The following is a 15,125-nucleotide window of genomic DNA, read 5'->3' as shown; positions in this document are numbered from 1 at the left end:
ATAGCATCGTTACGCATGAGAAGATAACTGGAAATGTGGTTCAATTTTGGACATTTTTTAGGAAATAGAAAAAGTCAAGATGAGTTTAATATCTCTTTGCTCTTTTTTTATTGAAAAATAATGTTTAGCTATATGAAATATAGAAAATCATAATTAAATAGCTTCTTTTATGTTATTTCAAGGTTCGTAAAATGAATCAATGCCGCTTCAGCTTTTTATATTATTAAAAATTAATTGAGGATTATACCCATAACTTCAAAAAAATAACTGACAACTACAAACCTTGCTTTCTTTCATATAATTTTATACTTAGATGTTTAACTCTCTAAATTATAATTAATTATGAAAAATCAATTACGCAAAACATTATGTTTACTTATTACTCTTCTAGGATTAGAAATACATGCTCAAACCCCGTCCATAACCATAACACTTAATGACGTTAATCACATAGATCTAAATGGTGTATTTTATGAAGGGAACACACCAAAATCGATAACTGTAGTGCATACTGACGCTCCAAATGATGGAGATATATACCTTTCTGTTTTTAATGATTCTTCTTTAGATAAAAAAAACCCTGCTAGAAGAAAAAATATAACACTTAAAAAAGATGATGCTATAGAAAGTCCTGGAAGTGTTGGTGGCGCTGTAACTCGTACTTGGCAAGTTGCTTCTTTACCTGGTGATGGAGGGACTAACGCATCACCTAATCCATTAGTTTCTGGAGATATTGGTCAATCATATGATTTATTAGTAAGAAGGTTTGGACCAAATCTAGAATCAAACATCGCAGAAATAATTATTACTGATACTCCTTTAGAAATCAATGATTTTAATAAAAATACTATTATTTCAATTTTCCCTAATCCCTCGTCAGGTATCATTACTATTAATAGTTCTATAACAACAGATACATATAAAATAGTTAATATATTAGGTAATATTGTAAAAGAAGTGAAAGCTGAAGGTAAATTAAATATTTCAGATTTAACAAATGGTATTTACTTTTTAGTTACTGATAAAGGAATGGCAAAATTCGTAAAAAAATAACTACTCTATAATCTTAAAGCATAATCAAAAAGGCTCCTTTTTGATTATGCTTTAAATAATTTTTTATTTATAAATTACTCGTAATATATCTTCACCAATCTTTAACTTTTCATAAAAACTCATTTATATTTTTTTTCAATACATTTACATCGTAAATTATTTTAACTAAACATAAATGAAAAACACTGCCTTAACCCAAACTCATGAATCTCTGGGTGCTAAAATGGTACCGTTCGCTGGCTATAATATGCCTGTTCAGTATGAAGGTATTAATATAGAACATGAAACTGTTAGAAATGCTGTTGGTGTATTTGATGTCTCTCATATGGGGGAATTTTTAATTGAAGGAGAATATGCTCTAGAACTCATACAGAAAGTATCAAGTAATGATGCTTCAAAACTTACCATTGGAAAAGCACAATATAGCTGTTTACCTAATGATGATGGAGGTATTGTTGATGATTTGATTATATACAAAATAAAAGAAGAAACGTATTTATTAGTAGTAAACGCTAGTAATATTGAAAAAGATTGGAATTGGATTCAATCTAAAAACAATATTGGGGCTAATATGCGAGACTTAAGCGAAGACTATTCTTTACTAGCTATTCAAGGTCCTAAGTCTATTGAAGCTATGCAAAGCTTAACAAGCCATGATTTATCTGCTATCAAGTTTTATAATTTTATAGTAGGAGATTTTGCAGGTATTGAACATGTAATTATTTCAGCAACTGGCTACACAGGTAGCGGTGGATTTGAAATATATTGTAAAAATAACGAGGTTAAACAAATCTGGGATAAAGTTTTAGATGCGGGAGCTAGTTTTGGAATTAAACCTGTAGGCTTAGCCGCTAGAGATACATTACGTTTAGAAATGGGCTATTGTCTATATGGAAACGATATTGATGATACCACATCCCCTATTGAAGCTGGGTTAGGTTGGGTTACAAAATTTAATAAAGATTTTACAAATTATAAAGCACTTAAAGCAGAAAAAGAACATGGTACTAACCGTAAATTAATTGCTTTTGAATTGGATGAGAGAGGTATTCCACGCCAAGGCTATGATATTGTAGACAGTTCTGGAAAAAAGATTGGTATAGTAACCTCAGGAACAATGTCCCCTTCATTAGGTAAAGGTATTGGTTTAGGTTATGTCCCTACAGTATTCTCTGATGTAAATAGTAAAATCCAAATTCAAATTCGTAAAAAAGCAGTTCCAGCGACAATTGTTAAGCTCCCTTTTTATAAAGGATAAAATATATTTTGTCAAAATGAAGGAGAAGACGAAAGAAAGTAAGCATAAAATTTTGATATTAGGAGCTAGCGGTTTTTTAGGAGGAGCTGTCTATAAAGAACTCTGCTCCTATTTTAAAACTTTCGGAACATATAACGCACCTAATATTCTACATGAAAAAAATAATCATTTTTTTCAATATAATATTGAAGAAGATGATATTTATGAAATTCTTGAAGTTGTAAAACCTACAATTGTTATTTCGACTCTTAGAGGTGATTTTTCTGCACAATTAATAGCACACCAACATCTAGCAGAATATATGATTTCAAAAAAAATAAAGTGCATATTTTTATCCTCTGCCAATGTTTTTGACGCATATAGTAAATACCCTAGTTACGAACAAGATAAAACATTAAGTAATAGTATTTATGGTCATTTTAAGATTAAAATTGAAAATATGCTATTGCGCTTACCTAAAAAACAAGTAGCTATTTTAAGGTTACCTATGGTTTTTGGAGCTCAGTCTCCAAGAATGCAGGAGATTCTTCAATATGTTAGAGATAAACAACCTATAGAAGTGTTTCCTAATTTAATAATGAATGTTACAACAAGCTCAAAGCTAACCCAACAAATTCATTATATTATAAATAGAGATAAATCTGGTATTTTTCACTTAGGTAGTAGTGATTTAGTTCACCATGATGATTTTATTAAAGAAATTATTGATTCTCTTAACCTTAAAATCAAAGCTATTTATAAAAATGTTTATACCACTAATGATGATAGGTATTTAGCCGTATTACCAAAACATAATTTGCTTCCAAAAAATTTACAATCTTCAAGTAAAGAAATATTAACCGATTTAGAAATATAATTGAATTTAAATCTTAAAATGATTACATTAGTTCTATATACTATTCAATAAAAACATTTTTAATTATGAGTAAATTATCAGATCAAGATATAGAAAAAAAATTATTACAATTTCCAGATTGGGATTATTATGACAATGCCATTCATGGAGAATTTGAATTTGAAAATTTTAAAGATTGCTTTAGTGCAATGAGTAGAATAGCATTCGAATGTGAAGCTTTAAATCATCACCCAGATTGGTCAAACACATACAACATACTCACAATATCATTATCTACCCATGATGCTAATGGCGTTACAAATAAAGATTTTAAATTAGCACAAGCCATTGAAGATATTGTTGAACCAGATGAAGAATAATTTGTTTTTGGCATCTAGGTTTTTAACTTTGTGAGGTTAAAAAAAATAATATAAATTTCCTCCTTCGAGGGAATGACAAATTAAATATCAGTATTATGGGAAGAGCTTTTGAATTTAGAAAAGCAAGAAAAATGAAACGTTGGTCTGCTATGAGTAAAGCCTTTACTCGTATAGGTAAAGATATTGTCATGGCTGTAAAAGAAGGTGGACCAGACCCAGCAAGTAACTCGCGTTTAAGAGCTGTTATACAAAATGCGAAGTCTGTAAACATGCCTAAGGACAATGTAGAACGTGCCATAAAAAAAGCAAGTGAAAAAGGTCAAGGCGATTATAAAGAAGTTATTTTTGAAGGTTATGCACCACACGGTATTGCCGTTTTAGTAGAAACTGCTACAGATAATAATACGCGTACTGTTGCCAATGTACGTAGCTATTTTAATAAATGTGATGGTAGTTTAGGTACTTCTGGATCTGTTGTTTTTATGTTCGACCATACATGTAATTTTAGAATTAATGCAGAAGGCCTAGATCCTGAAGAGTTAGAATTAGAATTTATTGATTTTGGTGCCGAAGAAGTCTTTGCAGACGAAGATGGTATTTTAATATATGCGCCGTTTGAAAGTTTTGGAGCCATACAAGCCGAATTAGAATCTAGAGAAATAGAAATTTTATCTTCTGGATTTGAGCGTATACCTCAAGTAACAAAGCCATTAACACCAGAACAGGTTGCTGATGTAGAAAAGCTTTTGGAAAAAATTGAAGAAGACGACGACGTCCAAAATGTTTACCACACCATGCAAGAAACAACATAATAATATAATACTAAGAGAGCTTTTAAAGCTCTCTTTTTAATTTAACCTTAAATTTATTCTAGAACCAAAGCTTTATGAAAATTATAAATTGGGGAATTATTGGCTGCGGTAATGTAACAGAAGTTAAAAGTGGTCCTGCATATAAATTAACAAACGGTTTTAATATTGCAGCAGTAATGCGTCGTGACATTGATAAACTTAAAGATTATGCTAAACGCCATAATATTAAAACTATTTATACAAATGCCGATGCTTTAATTAATGATAATACTATTGATGCTGTATACATAGCAACACCTCCAGATACTCATAAATATTATGCCTTAAAAGTAGCAGCTGCAGGTAAAATTTGTTGTATTGAAAAACCTATAGCTCCAAATTATAATGATGCTTTAAGTATTTCCAATACATTTAAAAAAAAGAATATACCCTTATTTGTTGCATATTATAGACGATCTCTGCCTAGGTTTAACAAAATAAAAGATTGGTTAGCGAATAAATATATTGGAGATGTTAGACATATTAGTTGGTTTTTAAGTAAGCCTACCAGCAATTTAGATAAATCGTTACAATACAATTGGCGTACAGATTCAAAAGTTGCTACAGGAGGTTACTTTGATGATTTAGCAAGTCATGGTTTAGATCTTTTTACTTATTTACTAGGAGATATAACAAATGCTCAAGGTATTAGTCTTAATCAACAAAACCTCTATACCTCTAAAGATGCTATAACGGCTAGTTGGATGCATAAAAATGGAATAACAGGAACAGGCGCATGGAATTTTGGTTGTGCTAACCGTGAAGATGTTGTAAAAGTTTATGGCAGCAAAGGGACTATTGAATTTTCTGTGTTTCATGAAAACCCTATTATTTTAAAAAGTGAATCAAAAAATGAAACTTTAACTATTGAAAATCCTAAACATATTCAAATTCACCATGTAGAGAATATACGAGATTATTTAGCAGGTAAAAAAAAATCTCATCCTTCAACAGGTTTAACTGCCATTCATACAAGTTGGGTTATGGATAAAATCTTAGGGGAAATCTAAAAATTTTTATACCAATTCTATAAATAATTTGAATTAGTTTTTTTTTAATTTAGAGTATGAAAATCAAAGTTTTAGAATGTTTTTTTATAATGAAGAAATATTAAATAAACAGATTATGTGTTGCATTTTGTGATAGAATTGGTATAATATCCCGGTCAAAAGCCTGAAATTATTTATTATACCAAATCTAATCAAGAATCAATACGATCAGACTTTTGAAACGGCTCCGTACAATTAAAATCTATCTGATCAAGATCATGTCATGCATTTAGAGTCGATGGTAAACTGGGATATAAAACACCTATACAAATAGAAAATCAATTTTATCAAAACCTCAAATTAGCAGCTTAAAAAATTGTCTTTAAAAAAGTGTTCAGAAAATAGTAGGGATATCAACAAAAAATAAGGCTTGCGATATACACAAACCCTATTTGAAAATATAGATAAAATATATTATGCCTTATAAATTGGTCGTTAAACCAATTGAAAATGAAGTTGAATCAGCCATATTACGACCTTCAATTACTGTACTATAACCTATACTTACTCCTAAGCTAGGAATGATATTTTTATATGCTGTAACTCCAATTCTAGTAAAATCAACTTCATTTTCAGAATACCCACCAGATCTATAACCTTCACTTCCTAAGTCTGGTCCATCAATAGAATTCGTATAATCAATCCATCCTTCTAAATAAATTAACGAACTAGCATAACCAAATTTACCTACAATATAATTTGTATTAGGTACATCATAATCTTCTCCTACACCATCATTATCAGCATCCCCTTTAACACTATAAGTGTCTAATATTGTTACAAAAACACCTGAATTTGTTTTAAAATGCAACCCTGCTGTAAAATTTGCAGAAGCAGCTCCATTTCCAATAGATATAAATTTATCTACTTCATAATCACTAGCAGGAATAGTTGCTCCTAATGCTGTAATTATATTTAAATTACTATGTTTAAAATTATGTTTATAAGTGTTAAATTTTAATGCTACAGAAAAATCTTGTAAGCCTGATACTTTTTGTGATTTTTTTGGTCGTTCTGCTTTTATGTAAGCCAGATTACCTACTAACAACAATCTTGACGTTAAACCATACTTTGCATAAATACTTCCTATATTTTGGGTTGACTTACCAATATTTTCTTTTTTCTTTTTCCCTGCATATAATGCCTTAAAATAACTATAAGTATAAGAGCCTGTTATAGAAACGTCTCCTTTTACTGCTGTAAATCCATCTAATAAGCCTTGTGAAAACACCATATTATTGCAACTGAACAGAATTAAAGCTATTAATAATTTGTGTTTGATTGTAATGTGATTTTTTTTCATGATCATTGTTTTATAATATTCAAAATAACTGAATCTTACATCGAAAACTAATAAATATGCGAATCAAAGGTTAAATACAAGATTGTACATTTACTGATTTTTTTATGTTTTATAAGTTATTGATTGTGTAAATTAAATAATAAGATTTTTTCTACAATGTTAGTTAACTAACATTGTAGAAAAATAATAAAACACTTACACTAAGGAAGGATTAATATTAGTTTTAATGATTTTATTGCGAAAATTCATGAATTCCAAACACAAAACCCTCATTTTTAATTTTTTAAAGAAAAACTTTTTAAATTGATGTGGTTTTTTTAACCATTAATGATTAGTTTTAATTTGTTTTGCAACGTACTGTCTCATTACATAGAAAGCATTAAACTTTACTAAACAAAATAGCTTTGAATCTATTAAAAATGAAAAATCAAGTAAAATTTGGGTTAAAAATAAGAGACTCAAAGCTGGATGGGACAATCTTTACCTTATTGAGGTACTTAATCTAATGAAAGTTTAATGTGTTTGCCGTTAGAATTTTCTGTATTCCATGATAATCCAATTATTTTAAAAAGTGAATCAAAAAACGAAACTTGCTCAATTGAAAACCCAAAGCATATTCAAATTCATCATCTACAAAAGATGCGAGATTATTTAACAGGTAAAAAAGATGCTTACCCCTAAACAAGTTTAACTGCTATACATACCAGTTGGGTTATGGATAAAATTTTAGGGGAAATATAAATAATAGCTATTGAGTTTTTTTTACTTGGCTATTGAAATATTTCTAACATAAATCAATTTAAATCGTCCATTACTTTGGTCGCGTTGTTCCATTTCAAAATGGTCTAGAGATTTAAAAAGTGGAGTTAACTTATCGAAACCAAAATTCCTCGAATCAAAATTTGGCTGTTTTTTTATAATTAAAGACCCAACGTCTCCAAGAAAAGCCCAACCATCATCATCGGCAGCATCTGCAACAGAGTTTTTAAGCAAACGTATTACTTTAGGCGTTATATTATATAAATTCTTCTTTTTAGTTTTTGTACCATCCTCTTGCTTTTCTGTATCTTTATTTAAAATCTCTAAATAAATAAACTTATCGCAAGCTACAATAAACGGCTCTGGTGTTTTCTTCTCTCCTATCCCATAAACATGTTTACCAGCTTCTCGTAAACGAGTAGCTAGTTTTGTAAAATCACTATCTGATGAAACTAAACAAAAAGCATCCACATGACCAGAATATAGAATATCCATAGCATCTATAATCATTGCAGAATCTGTAGCATTTTTTCCTGTGGTATAAGCATATTGTTGTATGGGACTTATCGCATGTTCCAACAATATATTTTTCCATTTAGATAAATGAGGCTTCGTCCAATCTCCATAAATTCTTTTAATTGTAGGTGTTCCATACTTAGCAATCTCTTCCATCATTTCTTTAATATACTTAGAAGGAATATTATCACCATCAACTAAAACTGCAATTTTAACGTCTTTTATCATGCATATAAAGATATATAATTTAACTATTTAATATCAACTTTATTATATAATATAAATCCGAATTGTCTTTTAACATATTTATAAGACAATAACCCTCACTTTATATCTAATTTTATAGTGGCTAACTTTTATAAATAAATTAAACTGGATTTCACATCCTTAAAAATCATTTAATTAACATGAAATTAAGTAAATTAAAAACATATACTAAAATATGTATTGCTTTATGTTTAGTGCTTTTTATTTTGCCAAATGATATGAATGCGCAAAATAGAAAGAAAAAGAAAAAAGATGAAACCTCTGAAACTCTATTAAATAAAAGACCTAAACTTAAAGAAAAAACTATAAAAAGTTTAACCAAGTCTTGTAAGAAAATAGAAGGACTATTTACCATCTATCAAGATACAATTACAGGGTCTTTACAAATGATAATTACTGATAATCAAATAAATAAAGACTTTATTTATTTTAGTCAAGTTGCAGATGGTGTTATGGATAGTAGAATAAATAGAGGTATTTATAGAGGTTCTAAAGTATTCAAAATTGAAAAATATTTTAATAAAATAGAATTTGTAACCCAAAACACTTCTTTTTATTTTGATCCTGAAAGCCCACTTTCAAAATCTAAAAGTGCTAATGTAAGTAATGGAAACATGGCAAGTATAAAAATTAAAGCCCATGATAAAAAAAATGGACATTATTTAATAGATGCCAATAGTTTATTTTTGAGTGAAATTTTATCACAAATTAAAAGTCCAAGAACACCAGGACAACCTCCAACAGCATTCAAATTAGGGAGTTTAAGCAAAACTAAAACCAAAATAAACGCCATTAAGAACTATACTAAGAATACAAATTTAACTATTGAATATGTATACTCCTCGCCTTCTGTATTAAATGCGGGTTCTAATGCTGTTTCAGATGCACGAAATGTTAGTATTAAAATACACCATAGTTTAATTGCAATGCCTGACAATGATTATGAAATTAGATACGATGATCCTAGAGTAGGTTATTTTACAACTCAAGTTAATGATCAAACATCAACAAGTTCTACACCTTTTCGTGATTTAGTACATCGATGGAATTTGAAAAAGAAAAATCCTGACTTGGCTATCTCTGAACCTGTAAAACCTATAACATGGTGGATTGAAAACTCAACCCCAATAGAATGGAGAGAAACTATAAAAAATGGTGTCTTACAATGGAATAAAGCCTTTGAAAAAGCTGGATTTAAAAACGCCATGGAAGTTAAAATACAACCAGATGATGCTACTTGGGATGCTGGTGATATAAGGTATAATGTACTTCGTTGGACTTCATCTCCCAAGCCTCCTTTTGGTGGTTATGGTCCTAGTTTTGTAAACCCAAAAACAGGGGAAATATTAGGTGCAGATATTATGCTGGAGTATGCACATTTTACTAATAGAGTTTTTTACGATAAAGTTTATGAGTTGGCTAAGCTAAATGAAACTAAAGATTATTCAGCGTTTAATAAAAATGATGGTTTGTTTTGTTCTTTAGGACACCAAATGCATGAAGACATCATGTTTGCAAATACTGTAGCATCTGCAACTGGAGCGTCAGATTTAGAAATGGAACGCATTAAAAAAGAATCGATGTTAGCTTTAATCATGCATGAAGTTGGGCATACTTTAGGTCTTAATCATAACATGAAAGCTAGTCAATTGTTCTCTCCAGAACAATTAGCTAATCCTGAATTTATTAAAGGAAAATGCTTAACTGCTTCTGTAATGGATTATGCTACTTTAAATATAACTAGAGATAGAAGTAAACAAGGACAATATGATGATGTAACAGTTGGTCCATACGATATTTGGGCTATTCAATTTGGTTACACACCTTTTAAAACAGGAAAAGATAAATCAGATTTATTAAATCTTTCTACAAGACCCGAACTTATTTTTGGTAACGATGCAGATGATATGAGAACACCAGGTAAAGCCATAGATCCTAGAGTGATGATAGACGATCAATCTAATGATGCTATAAAATATTCCGTGGATCGTATAAAATTAGTTAATGATTTAATGAAAACAGCAAAAAGTAGATTTATTAAAAATGGAAAATCATACCAAGAACTTAGGCGAGTTTATTATTTATTAAGTGGACAGAAAGCAGGCGCTGCAGATATTATTTCTAGATATATCGGTGGGGTTTATGTTGATCGAGCTATGGCTGGACAAGAAGGAGAAACGCAACCTTACACTCCAGTAAGTCTTAAAGATCAAAAAAGAGCTATGAATGCATTGAAAACATATGTTTTTGCTCCTAATTCTTTTGATGCTCCTAATGATTTATATAATTATTTAGCAATGCAACGTAGAGGATTCAATTTTAAAACTACTGAAGATCCAAAAATTCATAGTCAAGTTCTTGGTTATCAAAAAAATGTTTTACGCCATTTACTGCATTTCAATACGCTTCAACGTATTACTGATTCGGAATTATATGGAAATAAATATACATTATCATTATTCATGACAGATTTAAATAATGCCATTTTTAAGTCTGATATTTATAGTAGTGTAAATTCGTTTAGACAAAACCTTCAATTAGAATATACAAACATGCTTATAAATATGCTTATAGGTAAACAAAACAATAGGTATACTCATAATTCAAAGTCTATGGCTTTATATAATTTAAAATCTATAAGAAATATGATTTCTGCGACTGGAAATCTATCATCAAGAGCTCATAAACAACATTTAAGAACACTAATTGATAATGCTATAAAAGAAGTTAAATAAAAAGGAACTACTTTATAATAAAAAGCTACTTCTTGTAATCTAGAAGTAGCTTTTATTTTTGGATTAACGCATGTTTCTTTTTAAGAACAAATTTAATTGTTTACTTTATGTTTCATGTGTTACATTATTTAAATCAAAATTTATGCCATACTACATTTAGAAATAAAACGATTAAGAGTATTCAGAAATTTTACCATTTACACCCTTAAAAAAGGCATGCATAAATTCTAAATCTTTTGATATGTTGTTTGTAGGATAAAAAGGTTCGGAAATATTGTTCTGTTTGTTCTCAAAATCGAACGTAATCATTATTATAGGTACATTAGCTTGTTTTGCTATATAATAAAATCCAGAACGCCATTGTTTTACTTTTTTTCGAGTGCCTTCTGGAGCTATAGTCATTCTAAATTCATCATGTTTTTCAAATAATTTAGCTATTGCAGCTACTTTATTCTCATTAGATTTCCTATCAATAGGAGATCCTCCTAAAGCTTTAAAAAACCATCCTAATGGAAATACAAATAATTCTTTTTTGCCAATAAAATTTATATTAATATTTACCACTTTACGCAATAAAATACCAATATAGAAATCGTGCCAACTTGTATGTGGTACAGCAATAATAACAGCTTTTTTTATAGTATCTTTGGAAATATTTGTATTTCCAACAACCTGCCAACCTAAAATTTTATAATAAATAAGTTTGGCTAACCATTGCATATTACATTTTTTGATAAAGATCTCGTAATTTTTCTCTAGTAATCGTTTTTTTCCAATTATTACCAATAGCATTTTCCCAAAGCGGTTCAAGACTTAAAGCAACATCAATCATAATATCAAATTCTTTGTCACTCAAACTAGAACAGATTCCTTGTGGTAATGTTATATTATGTTTAATTTTCATTTGTTTGAAAACTTCAACACCTTCAGGGTAAAACTCTTCCAAATGATCAAAAACAATACAATTCCCTACTCCATGCTTTATTCCTAATAAATAAGATAAACCATAACTCATAGCATGTGCAACTCCTACTTGAGAATATGCTATACTCATACCTCCATGCCATGAAGCCATCATAAGCTTTTCTTGAGCATCAATAGTAGAAAGATTATCTTCTAAAAATATTTGTTTACATAAATCTAAAGCCATCTCTCCATAACTTTCGCTAAACGCATTAAGATATGTACCTGTTAACGATTCTATACAATGAATATAACAATCCATTCCTGTATAAAACCATTGATTTTTAGGAACATCTTTTGTAAGTTCTGAATCTAAAATAACTTGATCAAAAGGTGTGTAATCTGAATTTATTCCTAACTTTCTGTCTGGTCCTGTAAGTACTGTAGTTCTTGAAACCTCTGCACCTGTTCCCGATATTGTTGGAATTCCAACATGATATATTGCTGGATTTTTAACCAAATCCCAACCTTGATAATCTTTAGCTTCTCCTTCATTAGTTATCATAATAGATACAGCTTTCGCTAAATCTAATAATGCTCCTCCTCCAATTCCAATAATACCAGATGGTCTTTCTTTAGACATTAAAATAATATCTTCTACCAACTCGTCTACTTGGGATGTTTTAGGCTCTTCCTTAGTAGATATAAAAACAATTTTATCATCATAAGATAATGATATCCTAGATGTTAGCCATACATTATTCTTAAAAACATCATCCACCAGAAAAATAAAAGGTGCATTCATGTTTAAGCGCTTTGGGGCTAAAATTTCATTTAATTGATTGAAACTACCTCTACCAAAAATAACTCTTGGTACCATTGGAAAGTTTTTATAAGTCATTTAATTTATTTTCTTTTACAAAAGTCAAAAATACTATTATTTTAAATTTTTCTGGTTTAAAAATCGCTGAAATTTTTCAGAAAAAACGCCAACATGATAACCATCAACCAAAGCATGATTAACATTAATAGATACATTCATCATTAATTCATTATTGACATTACTAACCTTACTAAAAGCTATTTTTGGAATAGAGTCCTTAATTCCAGAAACAGGTTCTTTATGACCAGAAAATTCAATCCAGGGAAGTGCAGAACAATGTATACAATCTAAACCATTTTTTAGCGGATATAAATCTTTTGTATTGTTAACTCTCTCTTTTTCAACTTCTAAATTTTTAATAAATATATTCAAATTTTCATCATATTCAACAAATGAAAATCCAAATGTGTTATCATCTCTCATTAATGTTAGAGATGCATGTATAATGTTATATTCAACAACATTGTTATTTTATATTCGATACTTTAAATTTTCAATACTATTAATTGCTCGCATGCTATCATGTAAATATCTTGCAAAAAAGTTAATATTACTTTCCTTTGAGTTTTTATATGCGTTAGTAACATTAAAAGGAATAGTTACTCCAAAATACGGATTTTCTAGTGCAGAGAAATGCATATAATGTTGTTTTCTATTCCAGGTGTTTATATCGATAATTCTCAAATTAATCCAATAACTTTAAAAGTTCACTAATTGAGTTTAAAGTTTTATATGTTTTACCATTTTTTTCTTTTTCACTTACTTGTTCGTGTGCCCAAGTAGTATGAAATGGTACATGAATAGCATGAGCTTTAATATTAACTAGTGGTAAAACATCAGACTTTAATGAATTTCCAATCATTAAAAATTCAGAGGGGTTTATATCTAAATGATTTAATAATTTAGAATAATTAACTTCTCTTTTATAGCTTAAAACCTCTATATGATGGAAATAACTTGTTAATCCTGAATTTTCTAATTTGCGTTCTTGGTCTAATAAATCCCCTTTAGTTGCTAATATTAAGCGATAGTTTTGTGATAGTTTTTTTAAAACATCTTCAACACCATCAAGTAGCTCTACTGGTTTATTAAGCATCTCTTTACCAATATTCATAATAGCTTCTATGGTTTTTGTTGATACATTATAATTAGATAATTCTAATGCGCATTCTACCATTGAAAGCACAAAAGCTTTAACACCATAACCATACAAAGGCAAATTGCCTATTTCTTTTTTAAAAAGCTCTTGATCTATTCTATTTAAAGTTTCATATTCAGATAATAACTTACCAAACTTAACTTCTGCTTCTCTAAAATACGTTTCATTTACCCATAAGGTATCATCTGCATCAAAACCTATTACTTTAATATTTTCGTAATCTTTAATCAAAAAAATCTATTTAAAATTATTATTACTAAAAATTATTTCCACATTTTTTTTGCTCGCTCTAGATCTTCAGGAGTATCTATTTCAACTCCCTGAACGTCTGTTTTTACCATTTTAATGCGTTTACCATATTCTAGATAACGAATACATTCAATTTTTTCTGAAGCTTCTAAAGGCAGCATAGGTAGCCTATAAAAATCCAAAATAGCGGCTTTTCTAAAAGCATAAACGCCTTTGTGTTTGTAATATTTTACTCCAACATTATTCTCTCTTGGATAAGGAATAGGACTTCGTGAAAAATATAATGCAAAATTTGATTGATCTATAATCACTTTAACTGTATTTGGATTATTAATCTCATCAAGATTTGTAATATGTACCATTAAAGATGCTAAATCTACATTTCTATCATGATCCTTTTTAAATACTTCAATAAGTTTAGCTAGTGACTCTTTATCTGTAAAAGGTTCATCTCCTTGAACATTAATAACGATATCAACATCCATAGATTCAACAGCTTCTGCTATCCTATCACTTCCGCAATCATGTTCCTTTATACTCATTATTGCTTTTCCTCCATTATTTACAATTTCATTATAAATAATATCACTATCTGTAACTACAAAAACATCATCGAACAAATTTGTAGCAACTGTAGCTTCGTAAGTTCTCAGAATTACTGTTTTTCCTCCAAGATCTTGCATAAGCTTACCAGGGAATCGTGATGCACTATATCGTGCCGGAATCATTGAAATTATTTTCATATAGTATAAGTCAAATCTATTTCAAAAATAGTACAAATATTAGAGGTTTTCTAGTTTGAATAGATTAAACTTTTCATATAAATTGAGATTATCGACAAATTTAATAGTAAATATAGTTTTTGTAAAAAATAAAAGATTACAACTATTGTAAAGATCTATAGCTGAGAAAAGCTAATCAACTA

14 protein-coding genes and 2 pseudogenes are annotated in these 15,125 nt (G+C 29.2%); 9 read left to right on the top strand and 7 right to left on the bottom strand.

Going from position 1 to position 15,125, the window contains the following annotated elements:
- Positions 1-342: 342 nt before the first annotated feature.
- The 6 genes from A8C32_RS08115 to A8C32_RS08090 all read left to right on the top strand — a co-directional run bounded on the left by A8C32_RS08115 (position 343) and on the right by A8C32_RS08090 (position 5,387).
- Positions 343-1,053, top strand: a complete 711-nt coding sequence (locus tag A8C32_RS08115) for a T9SS type A sorting domain-containing protein (RefSeq protein ID WP_069829924.1) — start codon at positions 343-345, stop codon at positions 1,051-1,053.
- A gap of 175 nt (positions 1,054-1,228) precedes the next feature.
- Positions 1,229-2,311, top strand: coding sequence for a glycine cleavage system aminomethyltransferase GcvT (gene gcvT, locus A8C32_RS08110; protein ID WP_069829923.1), 1,083 nt, complete (start codon positions 1,229-1,231; stop codon positions 2,309-2,311).
- Positions 2,312-2,327: 16 nt separating this feature from the next.
- On the top strand, positions 2,328-3,167 hold the full coding sequence (locus A8C32_RS08105) for a sugar nucleotide-binding protein (protein ID WP_069829922.1): 840 nt from the start codon (positions 2,328-2,330) through the stop codon (positions 3,165-3,167).
- A gap of 65 nt (positions 3,168-3,232) precedes the next feature.
- Complete coding sequence (locus tag A8C32_RS08100) at positions 3,233-3,526, top strand: 4a-hydroxytetrahydrobiopterin dehydratase (protein WP_069829921.1); 294 nt, start codon at positions 3,233-3,235, stop codon at positions 3,524-3,526.
- Between the two features lie 95 nt (positions 3,527-3,621).
- A complete protein-coding gene (locus tag A8C32_RS08095; RefSeq protein WP_069829920.1) occupies positions 3,622-4,338 on the top strand; it encodes a YebC/PmpR family DNA-binding transcriptional regulator in 717 nt (238 codons plus the stop codon).
- Between the two features lie 74 nt (positions 4,339-4,412).
- Positions 4,413-5,387, top strand: a complete 975-nt coding sequence (locus A8C32_RS08090) for a Gfo/Idh/MocA family protein (RefSeq protein WP_069829919.1) — start codon at positions 4,413-4,415, stop codon at positions 5,385-5,387.
- 460 nt (positions 5,388-5,847) lie between these two features.
- Here A8C32_RS08090 and A8C32_RS08085 read toward each other — a convergent pair whose 3' ends face one another.
- Positions 5,848-6,729, bottom strand: a complete 882-nt coding sequence (locus tag A8C32_RS08085) for a transporter (protein WP_123803360.1) — start codon at positions 6,727-6,729, stop codon at positions 5,848-5,850.
- Between the two features lie 386 nt (positions 6,730-7,115).
- Between A8C32_RS08085 and A8C32_RS20285 the strand changes: the two are divergent.
- Together A8C32_RS20285 and A8C32_RS20565 are read left to right on the top strand one after the other, a co-directional pair.
- A pseudogene (locus A8C32_RS20285) lies at positions 7,116-7,246 on the top strand (ISAs1-like element ISPto5 family transposase); the annotation flags it as partial.
- On the top strand, positions 7,246-7,410 hold the full coding sequence (locus A8C32_RS20565; protein ID WP_165605810.1) for a hypothetical protein: 165 nt from the start codon (positions 7,246-7,248) through the stop codon (positions 7,408-7,410). The pseudogene A8C32_RS20285 and the gene A8C32_RS20565, both read left to right, overlap by 1 nt.
- Before the next feature lie 81 nt (positions 7,411-7,491).
- On the opposite strand, the gene A8C32_RS08080 is transcribed toward A8C32_RS20565, so the two are convergent.
- The gene (locus A8C32_RS08080; protein WP_069829917.1) at positions 7,492-8,232 is read right to left on the bottom strand and encodes an NYN domain-containing protein; all 741 of its coding nucleotides are present in this window, start codon (positions 8,230-8,232) and stop codon (positions 7,492-7,494) included.
- A gap of 179 nt (positions 8,233-8,411) precedes the next feature.
- Between A8C32_RS08080 and A8C32_RS08075 the strand changes: the two genes are divergently transcribed.
- Entirely contained in the window at positions 8,412-11,006 is a 2,595-nt protein-coding gene (locus A8C32_RS08075) for a zinc-dependent metalloprotease (protein WP_069829916.1), read from the top strand.
- A gap of 171 nt (positions 11,007-11,177) precedes the next feature.
- Here the strand turns inward: A8C32_RS08075 and A8C32_RS08070 are convergent, their stop codons facing one another.
- The 5 genes and pseudogenes from A8C32_RS08070 to kdsB all read right to left on the bottom strand — a co-directional run bounded on the left by A8C32_RS08070 (position 11,178) and on the right by kdsB (position 14,943).
- A complete protein-coding gene (locus tag A8C32_RS08070; protein WP_069829915.1) occupies positions 11,178-11,726 on the bottom strand; it encodes a 1-acyl-sn-glycerol-3-phosphate acyltransferase in 549 nt (182 codons plus the stop codon).
- A 1-nt stretch (position 11,727) separates the two neighbouring features.
- Complete coding sequence (locus A8C32_RS08065; protein ID WP_069829914.1) at positions 11,728-12,810, bottom strand: iron-containing alcohol dehydrogenase family protein; 1,083 nt, start codon at positions 12,808-12,810, stop codon at positions 11,728-11,730.
- A gap of 36 nt (positions 12,811-12,846) precedes the next feature.
- Positions 12,847-13,476: pseudogene (locus A8C32_RS08060) on the bottom strand (CatA-like O-acetyltransferase).
- A gap of 1 nt (position 13,477) precedes the next feature.
- A complete protein-coding gene (locus tag A8C32_RS08055; protein WP_069829913.1) occupies positions 13,478-14,182 on the bottom strand; it encodes an HAD family hydrolase in 705 nt (234 codons plus the stop codon).
- Positions 14,183-14,214: 32 nt separating this feature from the next.
- On the bottom strand, positions 14,215-14,943 hold the full coding sequence (gene kdsB, locus A8C32_RS08050) for a 3-deoxy-manno-octulosonate cytidylyltransferase (RefSeq protein ID WP_069829912.1): 729 nt from the start codon (positions 14,941-14,943) through the stop codon (positions 14,215-14,217).
- Positions 14,944-15,125 lie beyond the last annotated feature (182 nt).

The organism is Flavivirga aquatica (assembly GCF_001747085.1).
In the GTDB taxonomy this organism is placed as follows: Bacteria; Bacteroidota; Bacteroidia; order Flavobacteriales; family Flavobacteriaceae; genus Algibacter_C; species Algibacter_C aquatica.
This window is presented reverse-complemented; position numbering and strand designations above follow the sequence as displayed.

Coding starts and splice junctions, on each gene's coding strand:
- A8C32_RS08115 (WP_069829924.1), top strand. CDS start 343: ATGAAAAATCAATTACGCAAAACATTATGTTTACTTATTACTCTTCTA.
- gcvT (WP_069829923.1), top strand. CDS start 1,229: ATGAAAAACACTGCCTTAACCCAAACTCATGAATCTCTGGGTGCTAAA.
- A8C32_RS08105 (WP_069829922.1), top strand. CDS start 2,328: ATGAAGGAGAAGACGAAAGAAAGTAAGCATAAAATTTTGATATTAGGA.
- A8C32_RS08100 (WP_069829921.1), top strand. CDS start 3,233: ATGAGTAAATTATCAGATCAAGATATAGAAAAAAAATTATTACAATTT.
- A8C32_RS08095 (WP_069829920.1), top strand. CDS start 3,622: ATGGGAAGAGCTTTTGAATTTAGAAAAGCAAGAAAAATGAAACGTTGG.
- A8C32_RS08090 (WP_069829919.1), top strand. CDS start 4,413: ATGAAAATTATAAATTGGGGAATTATTGGCTGCGGTAATGTAACAGAA.
- A8C32_RS08085 (WP_123803360.1), bottom strand. CDS start 6,729: ATGAAAAAAAATCACATTACAATCAAACACAAATTATTAATAGCTTTA.
- A8C32_RS20565 (WP_165605810.1), top strand. CDS start 7,246: ATGTGTTTGCCGTTAGAATTTTCTGTATTCCATGATAATCCAATTATT.
- A8C32_RS08080 (WP_069829917.1), bottom strand. CDS start 8,232: ATGATAAAAGACGTTAAAATTGCAGTTTTAGTTGATGGTGATAATATT.
- A8C32_RS08075 (WP_069829916.1), top strand. CDS start 8,412: ATGAAATTAAGTAAATTAAAAACATATACTAAAATATGTATTGCTTTA.
- A8C32_RS08070 (WP_069829915.1), bottom strand. CDS start 11,726: ATGCAATGGTTAGCCAAACTTATTTATTATAAAATTTTAGGTTGGCAG.
- A8C32_RS08065 (WP_069829914.1), bottom strand. CDS start 12,810: ATGACTTATAAAAACTTTCCAATGGTACCAAGAGTTATTTTTGGTAGA.
- kdsB (WP_069829912.1), bottom strand. CDS start 14,943: ATGAAAATAATTTCAATGATTCCGGCACGATATAGTGCATCACGATTC.